The sequence below is a fragment of the Pedobacter montanisoli genome (assembly GCF_022809115.1).
GTDB classification, from domain to species: domain Bacteria; phylum Bacteroidota; class Bacteroidia; order Sphingobacteriales; family Sphingobacteriaceae; genus Pedobacter; species Pedobacter montanisoli.
On record NZ_JALGBH010000002.1, the window covers coordinates 363,052 to 386,891 of the forward strand.

The window sequence follows — 23,840 nt, forward strand, 5'->3', positions numbered from 1 at the left end:
TGAGATAAGACCTAGTTGGATTGAACGACCAACGAACCAACGAACCAACGACCAACGAACCAACAAAACCAGACCAAAAATGTTTAAACTGAACTTAAAAATAGCCTTACGCAATCTTTGGAAAAACAAGACCTATACCATTATTAATATTTTGGGTCTTTCTATAGGAATGGCCTGTTGTATCCTCATTTTCATGTTTATCAATTACCAGATGAGCTATGATAAAGGCTACAAAAATGAAGACCAGATTTATCGTGTAGTTTCTACCTGGAATTATGCTGATGGTAATAATTTTTCTTCACAGGGTGTCCCACTGCCATTAGCACCTGCTTTGCGCAATGATTTTTCGGCACAACTCGAAAAGGTTTCAGCTATACAGCAGGCATTTGGTATTGTCAAAATAAATGATGCTAAAGGCAATGAAAAATTAAAAACACAAGAGCGTACATTTTATATAGAGCCAGAGTTTTTTGATATTTTCGATTTCAAGTGGTTAGCCGGGCAGGCAGATGAACTGAAAAATCCAAATACAACCATTCTAACTAAAGAAACAGCTACCCGATTTTTTGGTGACTGGAAAAACGCAGTTGGCAAATCATTTAACTACCAGAATAATGAAAACTACAAGGTAATTGGGGTAATTGACGACCTACCTAAAAACAGCTCATTCCCTATAAGAATTGTTCTTTCGTATAAAAATTATAAGAACAAAAATATGGATAGATGGGGTTCTTGCTCTTCATCTTCAGAATGTTATGTTTTGCTAAAGAAAGGTGTAGATATCAATAGCCTAAGCGCCCCAATGGCTCAGTTTGTAAATAAATATTATACAGATAAGGGCCCGGGTAAAGAGGGACATCATTTTCAGGCTTTAAGCCAGATCCATTACGATCCTGAATATGGAAATTTTGCAGGTAATACCATGCCTATGAAAGAAATATATGGCCTAATGGTAATAGGAGCGTTTCTTATGCTTACAGCTTGTATCAACTTTATCAATCTGGCTACAGCTCAATCGATCAGTCGTTCAAAAGAAATAGGCGTAAGAAAGGTAATGGGAAGTATGCGCAAGCAATTGATCGTGCAATTCCTTACAGAAACTTTTTCTTTAACCCTTATTGCTTTGCTATTTGCCTGTGTGTTAACAGAAGCTGCTTTACCGGGCATGCGCAACCTGTTCAACATCGATATGGCTTTCAATATCTTTCAATATCCGTCTATCTTTTTATTTATGGTAGCCTTAACGGTTGTGGTAGCTTGTTTGTCTGGTTTTTATCCTGCATTGGTGATGTCGGGTTTTAGCCCGGCTTTAGCTATTAAAAACAAAGTAAAAGCCAATACGGGTGGTTTAGGACTGAGAAAAGTGCTTGTGGTGGTACAGTTTGCCCTTACTGTGGTACTTATTATCGGCACTTTGTTTATCATCAATCAGATGAAATACATCAGAGAGCGGCCTATAGGCTTTAATCCTTCGGCCATTGCGTTGGTAGATATTCCTAATGATAGTATCAGCAGAACAAGATTTGACGTATTAAAATCGCGTATTATGCAAGTGCCGGGAGTAAAAAATCTGACTTTGTGTATGTCTGCACCTTCATCATCTAATAATAATGAAAGCAATTTCTCTTATAACAGCTCAAAAGATGCCGATTTCCAGGTTAATACTAAAGTTGGCGACGAAAATTACTTTAAAACATTTGGGCTGGATTTTGTAGCCGGCAGAGCTTTCAGTAAAAGTGATACCATAAGAGAATATGTGGTAAATGAAACCTTACTGAAACGATTAAATGTACCTAACCCGCAGGAAGCTGTAGGTAAAAAGCTGAACATTAGCGGCAGATCAGGACAAATTGTGGGTGTGGTTAAAGATTTTAATAATAATAGCCTGCGCGATGGTATTTCACCAATAGCCATCAGTACCTATAAAAAAGGCTATTATACCATGGCTGTTAAGCTTGATAGTAAGCAGATTATGCAGGGTATGGCAGATATCCAGAAAATATGGAATAATGTATTTCCTGAATATGTATATAGTTCTTCATTTATGGATGATGAGATTAACAGTTATTACGAGAGCGAAAAAATTATGGGTACTTTATTTAAAGTGTTTGCAGGGGTAATTATTTTCATCTCATTCATAGGTTTATTTGGGTTGATTTCTTTTGTGGCTGCACAACGAACCAAAGAAGTGGCTATTAGGAGAGTGTTAGGTGCTTCTACATTTGAGCTGGTTAAAATGCTAAATGGTTCATTTCTGCTTATGGTTTTCATTGCAAATCTGGTGGCCTGGCCTTTGGCTTATGTATTTGTGTCGAAATGGCTCAATGGCTTTACCTATCGTATCAATGTGAGTATATGGCCTTTTGTTATTGCCATGTGCATTTCTTTAATCATCACTTTGATTACAGTATCGATGCGCTCGTTAAGAGCAGCTAAAGCCAATGCCATTGATGCCCTTAAATATGAATAATAATGAATTCAGAAGTAGAGAGTTAAGAGTCGAAAGACCGAAAGATAAGCATCAAACAAGCCTAACCAACAAACCAACAACCAATCAACCAATCAACGAATAACAATAACAATATGATAAAACTGGAAAATATAGAAAAATACTACGCTAACAAAGGAGTTAAAAACTATGTTTTGCGACACGTTACCACCCAGATCAATAAAGGAGAATTTGTATCCATTATGGGGCCATCAGGAGCAGGAAAATCTACCTTATTGAATATCATGGGTATGTTGGAAGAACCCACATACGGCAGTTATTTTTTTAATGAAGAAGATGTGACCCATTTGGGCGAGCGTAAGAAAATAGAATTATACCGTAACCATATAGGCTTTGTTTTTCAGGCTTATCACCTTATAGATGAGATGACGGTGTATGAAAATATCGAAGCACCCTTGCTGTATAAGAACGTGAGCAGTGGAGAACGTAAAAGCCGCATAGCCGATCTTTTAGATAGATTTAATATCGTGGCTAAGAAAGATCTGTTTCCTAATCAACTTTCGGGCGGACAACAACAGTTAGTAGGTATAGCCAGAGCTTTGGCAGCACAGCCGGCCATTATACTGGCAGATGAACCTACAGGCAATTTGCAGTCTGTGCAGGCAGAGGAGATTATGGAACTCTTTAAAAAATTGAATAGAGAAGACGGTATAACAATAGTACAGGTTACCCATTCTGAGAAAAATGCAGGATATGGAAACAGAATCATAACTATTGAAGACGGAGTGATCAAAGAAGATTTGAAAATCGGATAATTGACGTGAAGCAATTTGAGAACTAAAAAACATTAAATGACCTTTCTGTTAACCCATAACCAAACAAGCATATGTTTAAGATAAACCTGAAAATAGCCCTACGCAATCTATGGAAAAATAAAACCTATACAGCCATTAATATTGGCGGTTTGGCTTTAGGCTTAACGGCATTTATTTTATTGCTTCTTTTTATCAATAATGAAAAAAGTTACGATACCTGGGATCCACAGCTTAAACAGGTTTACCAGATCCGTGAAAGGCATGATTTCTTCACGCCTGATAATAAACCTAGATGGCAGCATATAACCGATTCGAGGATAGGTAATCTGCTCAAAGAAAAAATACCTCAGTTCTCGGCTGTTACAAAAATTGATAACGGTTGGGGCAATTCTTATTCTATTAAAATAGAGAATAAAGAGCCTATTCTTGTAAGTGACATCAAAAATGCCGATTCAATGTTCTTTAAGGTTTTTCCTTATGAATTTTTGTATGGAGACGAAAAAACAGCATTGAGCAAACCGTTTACAGTAGTAGTAAAACAAAGTTTCGCTAAAAAGTTATTTGGTACAGACCAGGTTTTGGGCAAACAAATCAGCGTGTTGGCCTGGAGAGGAGATGAAGCAAAACCGATGACCATTACAGGTGTTGTAAAGGATACAGAAACTCCTGAAACTGTAGCCTTTAATGCCATGACACATACTGGAAGGAGAGAGGTAGATCCTGATCGGCCGCAATCTACCAATTATTGTCAGGTTTATGCATTGGCAACCCAAAAGTTAGATACCACTAATTTAAACAAGACGCTGTTAAGTACTTATATCACATTTAAGAAAGCCAATTTTGCAAAGCGTGAAATTAAATTCGAAGATTTTTATAAAAACGGTTACAACCCTGGGCTAAAAGCGGTTCCTATGACAGAGGTGCATATTAACCCTACGGTTAATTCTACCTGGCTCGAAAAAATCAAACCACTTATCGCAATATCCCTGTTTTTGTTGCTCATTTCTATCATCAACTTTGTAAACCTTTCAACAGCCCAGTCTGTACAGAGAGCTAAAGAAGTAGGCGTAAAAAAAGTCTTAGGTGTGTATAAGCAGCAGCTTGTTCGTCAGTTTTTAAATGAAGCGGCTATACAGAGTTTCGTCGCTACACTTATTGCGGTAGTTCTGGTAGAGATACTTTTGCCATCTTTTAACCGCCAGTTCGATATCAATCTGTCTTTCTGGTATAACAATCATTTGGGTACTTTGTTGCTCCAGTTGTTTGGACTGTTCTTGCTCATTACGCTTTTGGCAGGCTTTTATCCGGCCTGGATTATTTCTGGCTTCAATCCTGTAAAGGTACTTAAAGGCAATTATGAAACCAGTTTTAAAGGTATTGCGTTAAGAAATGCGCTGGTGATCCTTCAATTTGTAATTGCCGTTACATTCATAATTGGTATAGGAGTTATACATCTTCAAAATGAATACATTGCCCATAAAGATTTAGGTTTTGATCGTAGCAAACTGATTAATATTGCAACCAATTATGAAGATAACTTTGTAGAAAGGATTAAGCATATACCAGGCGTACAATATGTGGGCACAACCACACAGGTTATGGGTAATAGCTTTAATGTGCCACATGAAATAAAATACAATAACCAGGAATATAATTTGAATACGGTTACCGTAAGCATGGAAACCTTGCCTGCTTTGGGTGTAGAAGTTGTAAAGGGGAGGATCTTTGGTTCTCAATACAAACAAGATACTGTAAATACGGCAGTTTTAAACGAGGCTGCTGCAAAACTGCTGGGTAATGATGTGGTTGGTAAATTTTATAAGAGCGGAAAAGATGAATTTCAAAATACTTTTCAGATTGTAGGAGTAATTAAAGATTACAACAATGAGAGTTTTGACAAAGCCGTATTACCAACCGTTTATAAAGTAACTGAGTTAGGAGGCACATCAAGCACCAATAATCTTTTGGTTAAATTCAATACTTCGCAGAATAAAGCTGTAATACAGGCTATAGAGAAAGAATGGAGTAAATTGTATCCTAATTTCCCGATGCAATACACCAGTCTTGAAGCTGCCTTTAAAAAAGAGCTGCAAAGTGGAGAACGTATTATGCAGATTATGCTATTGTTTAGTGTTATATCGGTTGCGCTTTCATTACTGGGCTTATTTGCTTTATCTGCATTTATGGCGCAAAGACGTACCAAAGAAATTGCCATCAGAAAAATATTGGGCGCTTCAGATCTGCAGCTCATCAATATGCTAAACCGTTCTTTCCTTATTCTGGTTATAACCGCAAATGTAATCAGCTGGCCTGTAGCTTATATTTTAACCAGGCAATGGTTGACAGGCTTCGCTTATCGTATTGATATGCCAATATGGCCTTTTGTTATCGCAACGGTTTCATCTGTATTGGTGGCTATCTTAACTACGAGTATGCAGGCACGTAAGGCAGCAGTTAATAATCCGGTTAATGCCTTAAAATATGAGTAAGAGTTATCAAAAAGATCTATTATCATGTTACATTGAGCTTGTCTAAATGTAAATAATGTCTAATCAAATTAATGACCAATAGACCACCAGCCAATAATTATGTTTAAACTAAATTTAAAAATAGCGTTACGCAACCTATGGAAAAATAAGGCTTATACAGCCATAAATATATTAGGGCTATCATTAGGTTTGGCGGGCTTTATGATGATTTTAACCTATGTAAACAGGGAAACGAGTTATGATAAATGGAACGAAAAACTGTACCGCACTTACAGGGTAGGCAGGGAAGAAGTTCAGAATGGAGCTGAAAGCAAAGGGCCAAAAATCAAAAGGTTGTTTGCTAAAATGCTGAATGAACAGTTTCACGAAGTAGAAAACGTATCTGTAGGCCATTTAGAAAGCAGACGATATTTATACGGAACAGAAGATATCTCAAAGCCTGCCGAAAGGTCAGTAACCGTAACGGTAGATAGTAATTTTTTGAAAGTTTATCCGCTTACACCTGTAAAAGGAAGCATAATTGGATTTAATACAGCCCCTAATGCAGTTGCCATAAGCTTAAGTTGTGCCAAAAAGTATTTCGGCGATGAAGATCCCATAGGTAAAACTTTGATAAGAAAAGGAGGATTTAATTTTAAGGATGAAAATCTGGTGGTTAAAGCGGTGTGGGATGACCAAAAGCAACCATCGGTCTTTAAATTTGATGTCATTACAAAGTTAGATGAGAAAGTATATGGCGATCAGTTGTTGGGAACCTCATTTTCTACCTTATTTACTTTACGCAAAAATGCAGATCATAAACAGTTATTTGAAAAAATAAATAATCAATACCTTATAGAAAGAGCCAAACTGGCAAGTAAGAACAGCAGTGCTGCATTTAATCCGAGTATAGAAGAAGCTAAAGAAATCTTAAAGAAAGAAGAGGGTATTACCAATCATAAAGTAATTATAGAATCCGTTCCTGATATCAACCTTACTTCATATTATTCATCAGACAATCCAAAGCAAAAGAGTATTTATATACTGGCAACCTTAGCCGGATTTCTAATTTTTATTTCGTGCGTAAACTATACCAACATGGCTTTGGTTTTAGCCCAGAGCAGGGCTAAAGAAGTGGGTGTTAAAAAGGTTTTAGGATGTTTCAGGGCAGACCTCACCAAACAGTTTCTATTAGAAACGGCAGTTCAATGTATAGGTGCGTTTTTAATTGCATTGATGTTGGTAGAACTCTTTATGCCATCTGTAAACCTGATGATTAATGATAACCTCAAATTTTTTGATGGTTACAATACCTTAAAAGTATTGCAGCAGTCTTTATTGCTGTTAGCAGGTGTAATTATTATAGCCGGTTTATATCCTGCGTTAATTTTATCTGGTTATGCACCGGTTAAAGTGCTTAAAGGCAATCTTAGTACATCCAAAAAAATTGGCGCTTTCAGAAAAGTGCTGATCGTTTCGCAGTTTGCTATTGCCGCATCGTTGGCCATTAGTTTTTTGGTGGTTTATGCCCAATTGCAATACATGAAAAATAAGGATTTAGGTATAGAACCCAAACTCTTGGTAAATCTAGGTATTGCAGATTTCAAGCATAGAAATCTTAATCCTAATGAATTTGAAAGCATCAAGCAAAGATTGTTGACCATTAAAGGCGTGGAAGACGTTTCAAGGTCTGTTGACATGCCGATTAACGATTCAGGCTTTGAAGATGATATCGAATTTAAAGGCATTAAACAGAAAGTAGATGCTAAATACACAGATCCTAACTATTTATCGGTTGTAAAAGGAAAAATTATAGCCGGAAGAGATTTTTCAGCTCAAAAAATGAGTACAGATACCCTCAATAGTGTAATCATTAACCAAACGCTTTACAATAAATTGAGCTTATCTGATCGTTTGGACCAGCAGCTCGGAATTTACGTGAATGATGAGCTTAAACAGTTTAATGTAATAGGCGTGGTAAAAGATATACAGGTGTATGGTTTCGAAAGTAAAATCAATCCTACTATTTATATGGCCAATGATTTTAAATTTCATTGGCGTCAGAATGTTCTTATCAGAATAAACGGTCATAACATAACTGAAACCATTAGCGATATCAAGAAAACTTGGAGACAAATAGAACCAGGAGATGAACCAAATATCAATTTTATAGATGAAGTAGCGGCGAAAATGAATTTAAGCTATGAAGTATCGGGCAGACTGATCTTTTTATTTGGTTCTTTAACGCTGTTGGTATCGCTGTTCGGTTTATTGAGCATCGCTGCTTACAGCGCAAAAATAAGGCTTAAAGAAATCGCCGTAAGAAGAGTATTGGGCGCCTCTACAGGCTCGTTACTCAAATTACTGAATAAAGATTTGGTAAAGCTCGTTCTCATGGCTAATATCATTGCCGATGTGCTCGCTTATATCTATATGGATAGCTGGTTCAGGATTTTTGTGTATCGCATTGAAATGCCTTTTATGCTTTTCCTGAGTGTAAATCTGGTTTCGGTCTTATTGGCTATCGCTATTGTGAGTATGCAAAGTATCAGAGCTGTAAAAGCCGATCCGGTTAAGATGCTTAAGTACGAGTAATAGTTAGTAATAATTGTCCCATTGAGCTTGTCGAAGCATCGGGACAAGTTGTCGAAATGTAATAGGCTTCGACAAGCTCAGCCTGACATTTGAGCCTTAAAAGTACCATAGTCTTTTATTTGCGTGACGCCGCTTTCTCCATGTTCATCCTGAGCCTGTCCTTGTCATATTGAACTTGTCCTTGTCATATTGAGCTTGTCCTTGTCATATTGAGCTTGTCGAAATATGATTAATTAAAACCACATAGAAACAAAGTACAAAATGTTATAAATGTATAAAATCTATGTTTCTATGTGGTTTGGATAGCTAAAAGCAATATAATGCCTATTTTTGTATATGCAAAAGAGCTTTACAGATCAGCTGGGTCATGCCATAAACATTAACTATCCACCCAAACGTATTGTTTCTCTGGTACCTTCGCAAACAGAGCTCTTATTCGATCTGGGATTAAATGATGAAGTTGTGGGGATTACCAAATTCTGTATCCATCCTATTGAAAAATTTGCCTCCACACCAAAAGTAGGCGGAACCAAAAAGCTTAAAATAGATGAAATCAGGGCATTAAAACCCGATTTGATCATAGGGAATAAAGAAGAAAATACCAGAGAAGATATAGAACAGTTAATGCATGAATTTCCGGTATGGATGAGTGATATCTATACACTTGAAGATGCCTTAACTACAATTACCGAAATAGGAGAGTTGGTAAATCGTCAACCCGAAGCATCTTATTTAAACTATCTCATCAAAAATGGATTTACAGATCTGCAAGGTCTGGCGGCTCAATATGCTATTTCTTTAAATACGCTTTATCTTATCTGGAGAAATCCTTATATGGCTGCCGGTAAGCATACCTTTATTGATGATATATTAACTAAAATCGGTCTTATAAATGCTGTTAAAGAACAACGTTACCCTGAGCTGAGTATAGATGAGATCAAAACTCTTGCGCCACAAATGATTTTTTTGTCATCAGAACCTTATCCTTTCAAACAACAACATATTGATGAACTTGCCGTAGAATTACCCCATACAAAGGTCATACTGGTAGATGGAGAGATGTTTTCATGGTATGGTAGCAGACTGGTAAAATCGGTGCAGTATTTTTTTGATTTTTTGCAAGAGATTAAGAATTAGCGCTTTGCAGATATAAGCTCAAAAAAGAAGGAATTTAGGGTGAAAATAATTTCAATTTATTTTTGAAAATTAAAGCAAAACACTATCTTTGCAATCCGAAATAAATCCTAACTGCGGAAGTGGCGTAATTGGTAGCCGCACCAGACTTAGGATCTGGCGCTTCACGGCGTGGGGGTTCGAGTCCCTTCTTCCGCACAAAAGGTAAACCGTCCCGATTTTATGTCGGGACGGTTTTATTTTAAAAAGACATTTTAAATAATTTATATCGATGTGCGTTTGGGCTTAACTTTATCACCTCAAATCTCATATCTCAATACTCAACTCTAATTGAATAAAATGAACATCACACAGGAGAAAATTGATGATTTAAATGCAGTAGTAAAAATTGCTATCGCACCTGAAGATTACACGCCAAGAGTAGATAAAGCTTTAAAAGAGCAGGCAAAAAAAGCTAACCTACCAGGTTTCCGTAAAGGAATGGTACCAGTAGGTCACATTAAAAGAATGTATGGAAAAAGCATTCTTGTTGAAGAAATCAACAACATGTTAAATGAAAATATCGGTAAATATTTAACAGATAACAACGTTGAAATCTTAGGTCAGCCGCTGCCAAAAGTAGAAGATGAGAAAGATTTTAACTGGGATGGTAACGATACTTTTGAATTTGCATACGAAATAGGACTTGCACCTGCAGTAGATATCGATATTACCTCAAAAGATAAATTTACACAGTATAATGTAACGGCAGACGAAGAAACTTTAGCAGAACGTATCACAAACATCCGCAAAAGCTATGGTAAAATGACTAACCCTGATGTAGCTGCAGAAGGAGATGTACTTTATGCTGATTTAGCTGAGCTGGCAGAAGACGGTTCTGTATTAGAAGGTGGTATTACAAGCACAGGTTCTGTTCGTACAGACCTTGTAAGTGATAAAAAGATTTTAAAATCATTAATCGGCGCTAAAAAAGACGATGTAATTGAATTAGATGTACAAAAAGCTTATGGTAATGATGCAGCAGCAATTGCTAAATTATTAAACATTACCGATGAGCAGGCAGCAGCAGTAAAATCTAAATTTAAAGTTACTGTTAAAAATGTTAACCGTTTAGAAGAAGCAGACCTTAACCAGGAGTTTTTTGATAAATTGTTTGGAGCTGGAGTGGTAACTGATGAAGAAGGCTTTAAAACCAAGATCAAAGAAGAGATCGAGGCCATGTTTAAACAAGATGCTGAGCGTAAATTGCAAAATGACATTTACACACAATATTCTGAGCAAACAAAAATGCAGTTACCAGATGAGTTTTTACGTAAATGGTTAAAAGCTACCAACGAAAAATTATCTGATGCAGAACTAGCAGAAGGTTACAATGACTTTGCTAAGAACTTAAAATGGACTTTGATCGAAAATAAAATCGTTAAAGACAACGATATCAAAATAGAGTACAAAGACGTTTTTGAAACTGCTAAACAACGCTTAGATGCACAGTTTAGAATGTACAGCCCGCAAGCTTTACCTGAAGATCAGTTGGCGCAATACACCACCAATTTCTTACAGGAAAAAGATAATGTAAACAGAATTTTTGAAGAAGTTAAAGCTGCTAAAGTTTTTGACCACATTAAATCTGTGATTACTTTAAACGATAAAGAAATTACCTTCAAAAAATTTGCTGAATTGAATTAATCCGAAAAAGTTCAACACAGTTGATTTTAGAGAATAGTTTCAGACAATATGTTAGTTTCACCCTGACCCTTTGTCAGAAAAATAAAATAAATGTTAAGAGCAGCTCAAAAGGCTGCTCTTAGCGTATAAAATATAAAAGCACACGCTTTAGGGCTTGCAATGATTTAATTCAAATGTCAAAATAACTTTAATTATAAATATTTGGATAAATTGGCATAGAAATTACGAAAGCTAGAAAAGTATTTATTAAAATTGTAAATGACGTATCATCGCGTCTAAAATCTAAATGCAAGCACAATGGAAATTAACAAAGACGAATTTAGAAAATATGCTGTTAAGCATCACCGCATAAACGGATTAAACGTTGACAGATTTATTGGTGCTACCAATAATTCACCTAAGTCAATGACACCATATATCATAGAAGAACGCCAGTTAAACGTTGCACAGATGGACGTTTTCTCACGTTTAATGATGGATCGCATTATTTTCTTAGGAGATGCCGTATATGACCAGAATGCAAATATCATACAGGCACAATTGCTGTTCCTGCAATCGGTAGATGCACATCGCGATATACAAATCTACATCAACTCACCAGGTGGTTCAGTATATGCCGGTTTAGGTATTTATGATACTATGCAATACATTTCACCAGATGTGGCAACCATCTGTACAGGTATGGCCGCATCAATGGGAGCAGTGCTGTTGGTAGCAGGTGCAAAGGGTAAACGTGCAGCATTACAACACTCAAGAGTAATGATTCACCAGCCATCTGGAGGTGCACAGGGTGTAGCATCAGATATGGAAATCAACTTACGTGAGATGTTGAAACTGAAAAAAGAATTGTATGATATCATTGCTCAGCACTCAGGACAAAATTACGACTGGGTAGAGAAATCATCAGACCGCGATTACTGGATGACATCTGAAGAAGCCAAAACGTTTGGTATGATAGATGAAGTTTTAGGATCGAATAAATAAGAATGCTGAATAAAAGCGTTATATAGTTAAAATAATCATATGGCCAGACAGGGAAGAGATTCACATTGTTCTTTTTGCAATACCCCAAAGAACGAGACATTAATGCTAATAGAAGGTTTAGATGCTTTTATATGTGATAAATGCGTAGGCCAGGCCAGTATTTTATTGGCGCAGGAATTAGGTAATAAAAAAGGAAAAGGTTACGACTCACCAATGGTGTTGTTAAAACCTGCAGAAATCAAAGCTCATTTAGATCAGTATGTAATTGGTCAAGACGATGCGAAAAAAGTACTTTCGGTTGCGGTTTACAATCACTTTAAAAGACTAGGCCAAAAAGTAGATAAAGATGGTATAGAGATAGAAAAATCTAATATCATGCTGGTGGGCGAAACCGGAACAGGAAAAACCCTTTTGGCTAAAACCATTGCTAAAATTCTACATGTGCCATTCTGTATTGTGGATGCAACGGTTTTAACAGAAGCCGGATATGTGGGTGAAGACGTTGAAAGTATCCTTACCCGTTTATTACAAGCTGCAGATTACGATGTGGTATCGGCAGAGCGAGGCATTGTTTACATAGATGAGGTAGATAAAGTAGCCCGCAAAACAGATAACCCGTCTATTACGAGAGATGTAAGCGGGGAAGGCGTTCAGCAGGCCTTACTTAAAATATTAGAAGGAACCATTGTGAATGTACCACCACAGGGCGGTCGTAAACACCCGGATCAGAAAATGATTGCGGTAAACACCAATAATATTTTATTTATCTGTGGTGGAGCTTTTGATGGGATAGAACGTAAAATTGCCAACCGTTTACGTACAACAGCCGTAGGTTATAAGGTTAAAAAAGACGATAAAGATCTGGACCTTAAAAACCTGTACAAATACATTACACCTCAGGATTTAAAATCTTTTGGATTAATTCCAGAGTTGATTGGACGTGTGCCCGTATTAACTCACTTAAATCCTTTGGATAAAACAGCATTGCGCAATATCCTTACAGAACCTAAAAATTCATTGATACGCCAGTATGTAAAGCTGTTTGATTACGAAGGCGTGAAACTGAGCTTTGATGAAGAAGTTTTAGATTTCATTGTAGATAAAGCGATGGAATATAAACTTGGCGCCCGTGGTTTACGATCAATATGTGAGGCCATTATGTTAGATGCCATGTTTGAAGTGCCATCAGAAGGCGATGTGAAAGATCTGGAGATTAGCTTGGCTTATGCAAAAGAGAAATTTGAAAAAGCAGATTTCAAGAAACTTAAAGCCGCATAAAAATAAAGAAAATCCCGACCTGATCGGGATTTTTTGTATTGAACAATTTATATTAACTTTAAAGAAAGGAGTATTAAAACATGAACGAAGAAAAAGACGTAAAGAAACAAAACAAAGACAACAAAGCAACACATGAAGTAGAAACTCCGGTAAAGAAAGGTTTAAAATCTAAAGAAGAAATTGTACGTAACTGGCTGCCTCGTTACACAGGCAGAACGCTCGAAGAATTTGGTAACTATATCTTGCTGACCAATTTCAGCAAATACGTTTCATTGTTCTCTGAGTGGCATGATAACGCACCTATTTACGGATTAGATAAACCGATGCAGAGTGTTACTGCTAATGGTATAACCATTATCAATTTTGGTATGGGAAGCCCACTGGCTGCAACAATGATGGATCTTCTAACCGCTATACATCCAAAAGCAGTATTGTTTTTAGGTAAATGCGGAGGTTTAAAGAAAAAGAACCAGATAGGAGACCTGATCTTACCGATTGCAGCCATAAGAGGCGAAGGTACTTCTAATGACTATTTACCTGCTGAGGTTCCGGCTCTACCGGCTTTCGCTTTGCAAAAAGCAATTTCAACTACCATCAGAGATCATTCTCGCGATTACTGGACAGGAACATGTTACACCACTAACCGCAGGGTATGGGAGCATGATAAAGACTTTAAAAAATACTTAAAGAGCTTACGTGCTATGGCTGTAGATATGGAAACAGCAACTATTTTTACCACAGGATTTGCAAATAAAATCCCTACAGGTGCTTTGCTTTTGGTTTCAGACCAACCCATGATACCAGAAGGTGTAAAAACTGCTGAAAGCGATACTTCGGTAACTGCAAACTATGTAGAAACGCATTTAAGAATAGGTATAGATTCTTTAATGCAACTCATCAATGACGGTTTAACCGTTAAACACTTAAAGTTCTAGTGTTAATGTTTTCTGAGTGTACTTTATAAAATATAAAGAGAGCGAAGAATCTAAGTTTTAACTGTAAGGTTATGAACTTAGGTTTTTCCAAAACTCGGGAATACTAATCCTGATTACTTTTAGGATAATCAAATAACAGGAGCTTTCCTGTTCCGCCGCTTACCAATTCCCATTCATCAAAAGGAAACTCGATAACTGCCACCCCACAGGTTGGTATATTGCCAATATGCATATTGGTAAGATAATTGAGCAGATCTGTAAAACCCGGATTATGACCAAATAGGGCAATGCGATCATATTGATTGTCAAATCCGTTAATGATCTTTAATAGGGTTTTTGTTTGCGCTTCGTAAATAGAAAGATTAGTTTGCAACTGATCTGGCACTATATTCCAGCCAGCAGCAAAATATTTAGCGGTAGTTAATGCTCTTAATGCCGGACTGCTTACCACCAACTGAGCTACAATTGATTTGGAAACCAGTCTTTGTACCATTTCAGGTGCGTTTCTGTGCCCTCGTGCATTTAACGGACGGTCAAAATCTTTAAGGCCATGGTTTCCCCAATCAGATTTGCCATGTCTTATGATAAAAAGTTGTTTAGCCATTTTCTAATTTGCTTTTAATTTTCTGAATAACAACTTCTGGTTCAATCAGGTCTATACATGCTTTAACGCCACACAGGCAGGGTTTGTTTCCATAAATAGAATTTGGTCGGTTTGGATGGTCTATCTGTATGCAGTCGTTAATAGATTGTCCATAGCCTAAAAAGCCTGCATAAGGGTGAGTAGGACCCCATATTGAAACAACGGGAATGCCCATTAACGAAGCCATGTGCATACCTGAAGAATCCATACTCAGCATCACATCTAGATGTGCAATCAGGTTTAATTCTTCTGTTAGCGAAAATAAGCCGATGGTATTGTGCACCTGCTCAAATTTCTGTTCCCATTGCAAAGCAGTTTCTGCTTCTTTTTTGCCACCTCCAAAAATGAAGATTTCATACCCAAGCTTGTTTAAGCCTGCAATTACTTCTTCCATTTGCACTAAGGGATAAACCTTGTAAATATGTTGTGCAAAAGGGGCAATACCTATTCGTTTAACTCCCGGTGCATCAAACCAAGGTTTGGCATTTGCAGGAATAGGCGTTTGCTGTCTTTGTAATTGATGGCTTAGCTTGATCTTAAAGTGCAACGCCCTAAAAACATAGGCATAACGCTCTACAGTTGGTTTTAACTGTACCAATTGTTTGTGGTGCTTACGGGTTAAAGCCTTTTTTTCTGCCCGGCCTTTATCTATGCGTTTGATTTTAGTTCCTGATAACCTAAAAAAAGCAGATATAACGCGACTTCTGATGTTATCATGTAAATCTGCTATTGCATAAGGTTGGTAATGTCTAAGCGCTTTAAACAGCTTGTAAAGACCCCAAAAACCTTTGTGCTCCCCTTTAGGATCTATGGTATGGAAACTTAAGCGATCAATCGTATTGAAAAAAGGCGCAAAGGCTTTTCTGCTAACCATCACAATTTCGATATCCGCGTTCTGTTCAACCAGTTCTTTCAATACCGAAGCTACCATGGCCACATCGCCCATAGCCGAAAAACGCAGAACGATGATTTTTTTTGTCGGCATGTTTAGTCCAATACGGTTACTTAAGAATTTTTATTATACAGCACAGGGTTTAAAGTAGGGTCATTGTACATTTTCATTTGCTTGTAAACCTTCATGTATTTCTTTCCTGCTTCAATATCTGTTAAAAGCTCATTTATACTATTAGATAGGTCTGTGCGCTGTGCCAATAACACATCTAATTTTAATTGACATTGAATTTTGTGTGCTTCATCTGCAGTGGGTCTGTTCACTTCTTCCTGCATATGATAGATTTTTAAAGCCAATATAGATAAGCGGTCTAAAGCCCAGGCCGGACTTTCTGTATTTACTGTTGCATCTGCTGAAGGTTGTATATGCTGGTATTTATGTAAAAAATAGCTGTCTATATATTCTACCATATCCGTTCTCAACTGATTTTGCGCATCAATCCTTCTTTTCCAGTACAGGCCTTCGCTAGGTTCTATATCTGGATTTCTTACGACATCTTCCATGTGCCACTGTGCAGTATCAATCCAGTTCTTGGCATAAAAAAGATGCTCTAAACTGTCTTTTGTATAAGGGTTTTCAACAGGATGATCAATCTCGTCAAATTGGTGGTAATCTGTAATGGCTTGGTTAAAAACCTTATTGGCTAATTCACTAATCATGTAACAAAGGTATTTTTATTTTTGGTAAGCAGGATAAACATTTTATAGATTAAGGGTGCTTTTTATGAAAGAAATCGCTGATTTCTTCAAGCGTAAAGGCATTTAAACATTTTGCAGCCATTAAGCCTCCTTTTCGGGCTACATAAATACCAAAATGCATATCATTGAAACCTTCTTTACGGTGCGCATCAGGATTAACAGAAAGCAGCACGCCTTTTTCCAATGCATAACGGTGCCAACGCCAGTCTAAATCCAAGCGTAAAGGATTGGCATTGATCTCAATCACTACATTATTTGCTGCACAGGCATCTATCACTTTTTTAAAATCTACATCATAGCCTTTTCTACTAAGCAGTAAGCGTCCGGTAGGGTGCCCTAAAATAGTAGTATAAGGATTTTCAATAGCTGTGATCAATCGTTGTGTGGCTTTTTGCTCATCCATTTTTAACTGGCTGTGTACAGAGGCTACCACAAAATCAAAAGTTTTTAAAATATCATCACTGTAATCTAAAGAGCCATCATATAAAATATCGCTCTCTATGCCTTTAAATATCTTAAAGGGTGCTAATTTCTGGTTAAGCTGATCAATTTGCAGGTGTTGTTCCATTACCCGTTGCTCACTTAAACCGTTGGCATAAAATGCCGATCTTGAGTGGTCGCAAATGCCTAAATATTGCAGGTTAAGCTGTTCTTTGCCGAAAACAGCCATTTCTTCTAATGTGTGTACGCCATCGCTCCAGGTGGAGTGGTTGTGTAAACTGCCTTTTAGATCCTCATAGTTGATCAGTTGAGGCAATTGGTTAATTTTAGCCAGTTCGATCTCATCAAGTCCTTCGCGTAATTCGGGCTCTACAAAGGCTAAACCTGCTTTTTGGTAGATTTCAGTTTCGCTTGTATAGCTAGCTTCGCCAGCTAATTTTAAAACATCGGCAACGTGCTTTTCATTTCCCGTAAGTTTAAAATACTCCAGATAGAAATCCTGTTTTTCAACTACGGTTAGTTCTATACGCAGGCCGCTTTCAGTTTGGGTAATAAACTTGTCTTGATCCGGATTAAAAGATAGTGCTTCAAAACTGGCTATGTTATCAAAGATGGTTTTGATATGCGCACTGCCAATGATCAGTTCAAGTTTTTCAATAATCTCACATTTACGCCTGAAATCGCCAGCCAAACCCAATAAAGAATCATGATCTATATCTTTTAGCCATAAAGCCAGATTTTCAAAAAGCTGATCGGCATAACTTTCAACCTGTGCATACAGGAATTTGCCATTGGCAGCCATTTTAAACTCAATGATCTTCTTGATCTCTTCCTGAGTTTTAAGGCCAAAACCCTTGGCTTCTATCAAACGGTTTTCATTGCAGGCATAATAAAGCTCACCTATATTTTCTATGCCCAGCTCATGCCATATAATACCTATCTTTTTTGGCCCTATACCTTTGATGCCTAGCATTTCAACAATGCCAACAGGTGTTTGTGCCAACAGGCTTTCAAGTTCCTGCATGGTCTGTGCCGCTAACAGTTCCATGATCTTGGCAGCTGTACTTTTACCTATGCCGTCAATCTTTTCAATTTCTGCGGCGCTTTTGCCTGCAATGGCAAAGGGTAATTTATCTACTTTAAATGCCGCATTGGCTACAGATTTAACTTTAAACGGATTTTCATCATGCAATTCCATTAATTGCGATAATAACCGTAGAGCACGTGCTATGGCTTTGTTTTCCATGTTTTATCAATTGAATGAGAATGAAAAAATATGGCAGGAAACAAAGTTTCTGTCATGTTTTTAAACACTCATCATTTTTAAACTATCTGATGTTGATGTCGTAATCTATTTTAGTTTGAATGCCGTTCATCTGTACAGCTTTTTTCATCTGTTGGTAAAGCATATAGTTATCCCCGAATTCCTTTTTCGCGTAGTAAGTGCTTACATTGTCTTTGGCGTTTTGTATCAGCTCTTTTAAAGGATCTGTTTTTTCGGGATATTCAACCAATTTGTAATCACTTATTTTAGCTTTTTTAGCGGCTGCGGCAATCGCTTCTTTAAATCCGGCCAAACGATCGGCCAAACCTATTTTAACGGCATCGGTTCCAACCCAAACATGGCCACCGCCAATGCTGTCAACCTGTGCCTTGGTTTTCTTTCTTCCATTAGCTACACGGGTAATAAAAGTATCGTAAACGTGGTTAACACCATTTTGTATAATGAACCTTTCGCCTGCGGTCATGGGTCTGTTGGTACTCATGATATCGGCATATTCCCCGGTTTTAACGCCATCAAAGGTAATTCCCAGTTTATTGTTCAGCAGGTTTTGAAAGTTAGGAATTACACCAAAAACCCCGATAGAGCCTGTTAAAGTATTCGGTTGTACAAAAATACTATCGGCGGCACAACCAATATAATAGCCTCCAGATGCGGCCACATCGCCAAATGATGAAATAACCGGTTTTACTTTTTTGCTGAGTTCTACCTCACGCCAGATTACCTCAGAAGCTAAAGCGCTACCACCACCTGAATTTACACGCAAAACAATAGCTTTTACTTTATCGTCTAAACGGGCTTTTCTAATGGCTCTTGAGATACGCTCTGAACCGATCTGATCTGCACTGCCTTCGCCATCTACAATATCACCGTTGGCATAAATGATGGCTATGCGCTTGTCAGAAGTAATGTTTGAAGTGGTCAGGTTTCTGATATAATCGTTAATTGAAATGGTCGAAATATCTTCCTTTTTACCTTTACTGGTTATTGCTTTTAGCTCGGTTATAACTTCATCCTTATATTTTAAAGCATCAACCATTTTATATTTTACAGCATCATCTGCCAATCTGATCTTGTAATTATTGGCTATATCAGATAAGCTGTCTACACTAATTTTTCTGCTTTCGGCTATGCCTGATAAATAAGTCTGGTATAAACCATTTACATAAGCGGTAACCTGTTGACGGTTGTAGTCGCTCATTTTATCGTTAATAAGCGGTTCAACAGCACTTTTATAATTACCAACTCTTATAATTTGTGCTTCTATACCTAATTTTTCCAATGCACCTTTAATGAAGGTAATCTGCGAGCTGAAACCTTTAAATTCTAAAGAACCTTGTGGGTTTAAATACACTTTATTGGCTACCGAAGCTAAATAATAAGCACCTTGTGTATAAACCTCGCTATAGGCGATAACCGGTTTTTCACTTTCCTTAAAATCGATGATGGCGTTTCTTACCTCAAGCATAGAAGCCATACCTGCATTAGGAGAGCTTACATTAATATAAACGGCATCAATATTGTCATCGGTCTTGGCCTTTTTCAAAGCCCTGATCACATCGGCAAAGCCAATGGTGCGTTCTCCGTCGCCCACAAAAGGAAGTCCCGAAAGGCTGTTATCCTTGGTGCGCTCTGTAATAGGCTGGTCTAAATTGAGCACCAGTACAGAATTGGCTTTTACGGTTTTTACTTTTTCTGTTCCTAAAGAGGCCAGAAAGCCTACAATTACAACAAAAAACAACACAAATAAAACCACCGAAGAGATAATAATCCCTACTACGGTTGCGAAAACATATTTGAAAAATTCTTTCATGTGCTCTGTAAATATTTATTTTGTAAAGATATAAAATGCTTTGTGTTATGCTAAGGTTAAGCAGGCCGATAAAGTAAATTTTTATAAGGTACATATTTTTTTATATACAGGCTACAAAAATGCGTGCAGACACAACAGAAGTGTATTTATTATTGGGAACCAATTTAGGTAACAAAGCAGAAAATTTAAACAAGGCCATACAGCTCATTAAAGAACGTGTGGGTGCTGTAAAGGCCATATCGGGCATTTATGAAACACAGGCCTGGGGTAAAGAAGATCAGCCTGATTTTTACAATCAGGCGGTAAAGGTGAACACAAAATTATCACCTGCCCAAACATTGCAACAGATCCTGGAGATAGAGAAAGAATTGGGAAGGATAAGAAAGGAGAAATGGGGCGAGCGCAGCATAGATATAGACATTATATTTTATGGCGATCTGATTGTTAATGAAGCGGATCTTAAAATACCGCACCCCGAAATGCAGAAGCGTAAGTTTGTGCTGATGCCCCTCAATGAAATTGCAGAAAATTTTATGCATCCTGTTTTAAAATCAAACATTTGCACTATATTAGCTCAAACTACAGATTCCTTAGAAGTAAAAAAGAAATAAACCGTATGATCGATCTATCTAAAAGTCAAAATGATCTGGATTTGTCTTATCTGAAAGAACTTTCAGGAGACAGCCCCGATTTCATGTTAGAAATGTTAGATACATTAGAACTACAAATACCACAATATATGGCAGAACTAAGAGCTGCTCTTGATGCACAAAACTGGACTGCCGTTTCTAATTTTGCACATAAAATTAAACCTACCTTTTTTTATGTGGGTAGGGAAGACCTGAGAGATTGTATGCAGCTGATTGAACGTAATGCTAAAGAATTAAAGGAAATAGATACCTTACCCAATTTAGCTAATGAGGTTTTTGACGAAATGAAACAATTGTTTAACCAGGTAGATAAGGCCAAAGAACAGTTAAAACAGCGTATTTAATGCCTATTGTATAGCTTTACCTTTAAAGTGTACAAAAGATAAACCGATATAAATTACCAATATTAACGGGAAGGCTGCAAACTGCAAGCACACCAATAAAGCAGCCGAAATGATCAGAAAAATAAACTTGATCTTGTTTTCAGCCCAGCTTAAGCCATTAAATTTTAAAGAAAATATCCTGATTTCGCTTACCAACAGGTAGCTGCATACCAATGTAATGGCGGTTAGCACAAGCCAGTTGCTAATGAGCTGTGGAAACTGTTGTGCTACGTATGGCAATGAAACGATAAACAGGGTATTCATAGGTGTATTTAGGCCTATAAAATCTACCGTTTGTCTTTCATCAATATTGAACTTAGCTAAACGTAGGGCAGAGAATACCGTAATTAAAAAACCTAAATAGGGTAGGTAAGCATGGGGTGCATCGCTTAATTTGAGTAACTGAAACATGATTACGCCGGGTAAGAAACCAAAGCTCACCATATCGGCCAAAGAATCAAGCTCTTTACCAATGGTACTTTTAACGTTTAACGCCCTGGCGCTCATTCCGTCAAAAAAATCAAAAATACCCGATAGGATTACAAAAAGGGTGGCGGTTTTAAAATCGCCGTTAAAAGCAAAAACCACACCTATGCATCCCGAAAAAAGGTTTGCACAGGTGATGGCGTTTGGAATATGTTTTTTCATTTATGCTGTTTGCTTTAAATTCTATGTGATGCAAAAGCATCAACCATAAAATTTTTAACCATTCATGCCCAATAAAAACTCTTCGTTGGTTTTGGTGCCTTTGATCTGGGCTTGTACAAGTTCCATAGCTTCCTGACTGTTCATATCGGCCAGGTGATTGCGCAGTACCCATGTACGTTGCAAGGTTTCTCTATCCAGTAACAGATCATCTCTACGTGTACTCGATGCGGTAATATCAATAGCAGGGAATATACGTTTGTTAGAAAGTTTTCTATCTAACTGAAGCTCCATGTTACCGGTACCTTTAAACTCTTCAAAAATAACCTCATCCATTTTAGAACCGGTTTCGGTTAAGGCTGTAGCTAAGATGGTTAAAGATCCGCCTTTTTCTATGTTACGTGCAGCTCCAAAAAATCGTTTAGGCTTATGTAAAGCGTTGGCATCAACACCACCTGATAAGATTTTACCTGATGCCGGAGCAGTTGTATTATAAGCACGTGCTAAACGGGTAATTGAATCTAACAAGATGACTACATCATGTCCGCATTCAACCAAGCGTTTAGATTTTTCAAGTACAATATTGGCAATTTTTACATGGCGCTCTGCAGGCTCATCAAAAGTAGAAGAAATTACCTCTGCTCTTACGCTACGGGCCATATCTGTTACCTCTTCAGGTCGCTCATCAATTAAAAGGATGATCAGATAAACCTCAGGATGGTTTTTCGCAATAGCGTTTGCTACTTCTTTCAGTAAATTGGTTTTACCTGTTTTAGGCTGTGCAACAATTAAACCACGCTGACCTTTACCAATAGGGGTAAAAAGATCCATAATACGGGTAGAATAATTATTGAAATCAGTAAACAAGTTCAACTTTTCTGTTGGGAAAAGAGGGGTAAGGTAATCAAAAGGAACGCGATCGCGAACATCAGCAGGAACTCTTCCGTTAATGCTGATCACTTTTACCAAAGGAAAATACTTTTCGCCTTCTTTTGGTGGGCGTATGCTTCCATTTACCGTATCACCAGTTTTTAAACCAAAAAGTTTGATCTGCGATTGCGATACATAAATATCATCCGGAGAAGACAGGTAATTGTAATCGGCAGAACGAAGAAAGCCATAACCATCGGGCATAATTTCTAAAACCCCTTCATTGGTAATGGTATTTTCAAAATCTAAGTTAGAATAACTGTTCTCATTATGTTTATGATTAGCACTGCTGTTGGCATTACCACTCTGATTTGGGTTATTGCTTTTGTTAGATTTGGCTTCTTCTCTTTTTTCGCTATGCTGCGGCTTGTTTTCTTTAACCACGTTTTCATCAAGGATAATGATTTCTTCATTATGCTGTCTGACGATATTTTTATCAGCCGGTATGCGCTCTCTTTTTGATTTGTTCAATTTATCAGCAATGCTTTCCAGTTTTTCAGGATTTTCGCCCATTGCAAGTGTAATCGGATCAAATTCAGTAACAGGTTCAGCATGGCTTAGCTGATCTTCGTCAAAAAGAGTAGGTCTTTTAGCTTTAGTATCTGTTTTTTGTTCGGCCTCAGTTTCTTTGGCTTCTTTAGTGTCTTTTGATATTCTTGCCCTTTTTTTAACCGGTTTATCTTCTATGGCAACTGGTGTAACAGGGGCACTTTGAGCTGGTTCAGGAGCAGATTCCTGTTTTTTAAGGATTTCTTCTATGAGCTCGTTTTTACGCAAGTCTCCTGCGTTTTCAATACCACTTAACTTTGCTAACTCACGCAACTCGGCGATAAGTTTTTCTGATAGTTCTGTTTTATTAAACATTTATATTTTGTAGAGAAATTTTTTTTAGGGTTTATCAAAATTATACAACCGAAAAATGAATTTTAAAACATTTCAAGAAACAGTTTTGATAAGATTTTTCTGTAGATATTCAGATAAACATTAAGGAATTATGGCACAATTGTATGCAATTGTAACAAAAACTGCAAGAAAAAAATAAAAAATATTTAAAAATTA

Annotated in this window: 18 protein-coding genes and 1 tRNA gene; 12 read left to right on the forward strand and 7 right to left on the reverse strand. The window is 37.3% G+C overall.

What is annotated here, in order from left to right; all coding sequences use genetic code 11:
• Positions 1–79 precede the first annotated feature (79 nt).
• The 10 genes from MMF97_RS09355 to MMF97_RS09400 all read left to right on the forward strand — a co-directional run bounded on the left by MMF97_RS09355 (position 80) and on the right by MMF97_RS09400 (position 14,344).
• Complete coding sequence (locus MMF97_RS09355; protein WP_243361806.1) at positions 80–2,470, forward strand: ABC transporter permease; 2,391 nt, start codon at positions 80–82, stop codon at positions 2,468–2,470.
• Between the two features lie 113 nt (positions 2,471–2,583).
• Positions 2,584–3,264, forward strand: a complete 681-nt coding sequence (locus tag MMF97_RS09360) for an ABC transporter ATP-binding protein (RefSeq protein WP_243361808.1) — start codon at positions 2,584–2,586, stop codon at positions 3,262–3,264.
• A gap of 71 nt (positions 3,265–3,335) precedes the next feature.
• Positions 3,336–5,753: an FtsX-like permease family protein gene (locus MMF97_RS09365; RefSeq protein ID WP_243361810.1), complete on the forward strand. Its 2,418-nt coding sequence runs from the start codon at positions 3,336–3,338 to the stop codon at positions 5,751–5,753.
• Between the two features lie 99 nt (positions 5,754–5,852).
• Complete coding sequence (locus MMF97_RS09370) at positions 5,853–8,327, forward strand: ABC transporter permease (protein WP_243361813.1); 2,475 nt, start codon at positions 5,853–5,855, stop codon at positions 8,325–8,327.
• 336 nt (positions 8,328–8,663) lie between these two features.
• Positions 8,664–9,464: an ABC transporter substrate-binding protein gene (locus tag MMF97_RS09375; RefSeq protein WP_243361815.1), complete on the forward strand. Its 801-nt coding sequence runs from the start codon at positions 8,664–8,666 to the stop codon at positions 9,462–9,464.
• A 113-nt stretch (positions 9,465–9,577) separates the two neighbouring features.
• Positions 9,578–9,659 (forward strand) — tRNA-Leu (locus MMF97_RS09380).
• A gap of 141 nt (positions 9,660–9,800) precedes the next feature.
• The gene (gene tig / locus MMF97_RS09385; RefSeq protein ID WP_243361817.1) at positions 9,801–11,147 is read left to right on the forward strand and encodes a trigger factor; all 1,347 of its coding nucleotides are present in this window, start codon (positions 9,801–9,803) and stop codon (positions 11,145–11,147) included.
• A 297-nt stretch (positions 11,148–11,444) separates the two neighbouring features.
• The gene (gene clpP, locus MMF97_RS09390; RefSeq protein ID WP_243361819.1) at positions 11,445–12,131 is read left to right on the forward strand and encodes an ATP-dependent Clp endopeptidase proteolytic subunit ClpP; all 687 of its coding nucleotides are present in this window, start codon (positions 11,445–11,447) and stop codon (positions 12,129–12,131) included.
• A 39-nt stretch (positions 12,132–12,170) separates the two neighbouring features.
• Positions 12,171–13,409, forward strand: coding sequence for an ATP-dependent Clp protease ATP-binding subunit ClpX (gene clpX, locus MMF97_RS09395; RefSeq protein WP_243361821.1), 1,239 nt, complete (start codon positions 12,171–12,173; stop codon positions 13,407–13,409).
• An 80-nt stretch (positions 13,410–13,489) separates the two neighbouring features.
• Complete coding sequence (locus tag MMF97_RS09400; protein WP_243361823.1) at positions 13,490–14,344, forward strand: AMP nucleosidase; 855 nt, start codon at positions 13,490–13,492, stop codon at positions 14,342–14,344.
• 103 nt (positions 14,345–14,447) lie between these two features.
• Here the strand turns inward: MMF97_RS09400 and MMF97_RS09405 are convergent, their stop codons facing one another.
• From MMF97_RS09405 to sppA, 5 genes are all read right to left on the reverse strand, one after another.
• Positions 14,448–14,948 (reverse strand): SixA phosphatase family protein, encoded by a 501-nt coding sequence (locus tag MMF97_RS09405; RefSeq protein ID WP_243361825.1) that lies wholly within the window; start codon positions 14,946–14,948, stop codon positions 14,448–14,450.
• Positions 14,941–15,972: a glycosyltransferase family 9 protein gene (locus MMF97_RS09410; RefSeq protein WP_243361827.1), complete on the reverse strand. Its 1,032-nt coding sequence runs from the start codon at positions 15,970–15,972 to the stop codon at positions 14,941–14,943. Before MMF97_RS09410 ends, MMF97_RS09405 begins: the two co-directional genes overlap by 8 nt.
• A gap of 20 nt (positions 15,973–15,992) precedes the next feature.
• Entirely contained in the window at positions 15,993–16,598 is a 606-nt protein-coding gene (locus tag MMF97_RS09415) for a DUF4254 domain-containing protein (RefSeq protein ID WP_243361829.1), read from the reverse strand.
• 49 nt (positions 16,599–16,647) lie between these two features.
• The gene (locus MMF97_RS09420; protein WP_243361831.1) at positions 16,648–18,324 is read right to left on the reverse strand and encodes a DNA polymerase/3'-5' exonuclease PolX; all 1,677 of its coding nucleotides are present in this window, start codon (positions 18,322–18,324) and stop codon (positions 16,648–16,650) included.
• An 82-nt stretch (positions 18,325–18,406) separates the two neighbouring features.
• On the reverse strand, positions 18,407–20,173 hold the full coding sequence (gene sppA / locus MMF97_RS09425) for a signal peptide peptidase SppA (RefSeq protein ID WP_243361833.1): 1,767 nt from the start codon (positions 20,171–20,173) through the stop codon (positions 18,407–18,409).
• Positions 20,174–20,292: 119 nt separating this feature from the next.
• Between sppA and folK the strand changes: the two genes are divergently transcribed.
• A complete protein-coding gene (gene folK, locus MMF97_RS09430; protein WP_243361835.1) occupies positions 20,293–20,784 on the forward strand; it encodes a 2-amino-4-hydroxy-6-hydroxymethyldihydropteridine diphosphokinase in 492 nt (163 codons plus the stop codon).
• A 5-nt stretch (positions 20,785–20,789) separates the two neighbouring features.
• Complete coding sequence (locus MMF97_RS09435; protein WP_243361837.1) at positions 20,790–21,167, forward strand: Hpt domain-containing protein; 378 nt, start codon at positions 20,790–20,792, stop codon at positions 21,165–21,167.
• 3 nt (positions 21,168–21,170) lie between these two features.
• Here MMF97_RS09435 and pssA read toward each other — a convergent pair whose 3' ends face one another.
• Positions 21,171–21,854 carry a CDP-diacylglycerol--serine O-phosphatidyltransferase gene (gene pssA, locus MMF97_RS09440; protein WP_243361838.1) on the reverse strand — a complete coding sequence of 228 codons (684 nt, stop codon included), beginning with the start codon at positions 21,852–21,854 and terminating at the stop codon, positions 21,171–21,173.
• Between the two features lie 54 nt (positions 21,855–21,908).
• Positions 21,909–23,645 carry a transcription termination factor Rho gene (gene rho, locus MMF97_RS09445; protein WP_243361840.1) on the reverse strand — a complete coding sequence of 579 codons (1,737 nt, stop codon included), beginning with the start codon at positions 23,643–23,645 and terminating at the stop codon, positions 21,909–21,911.
• Between the last annotated feature and the right edge of the window lie 195 nt (positions 23,646–23,840).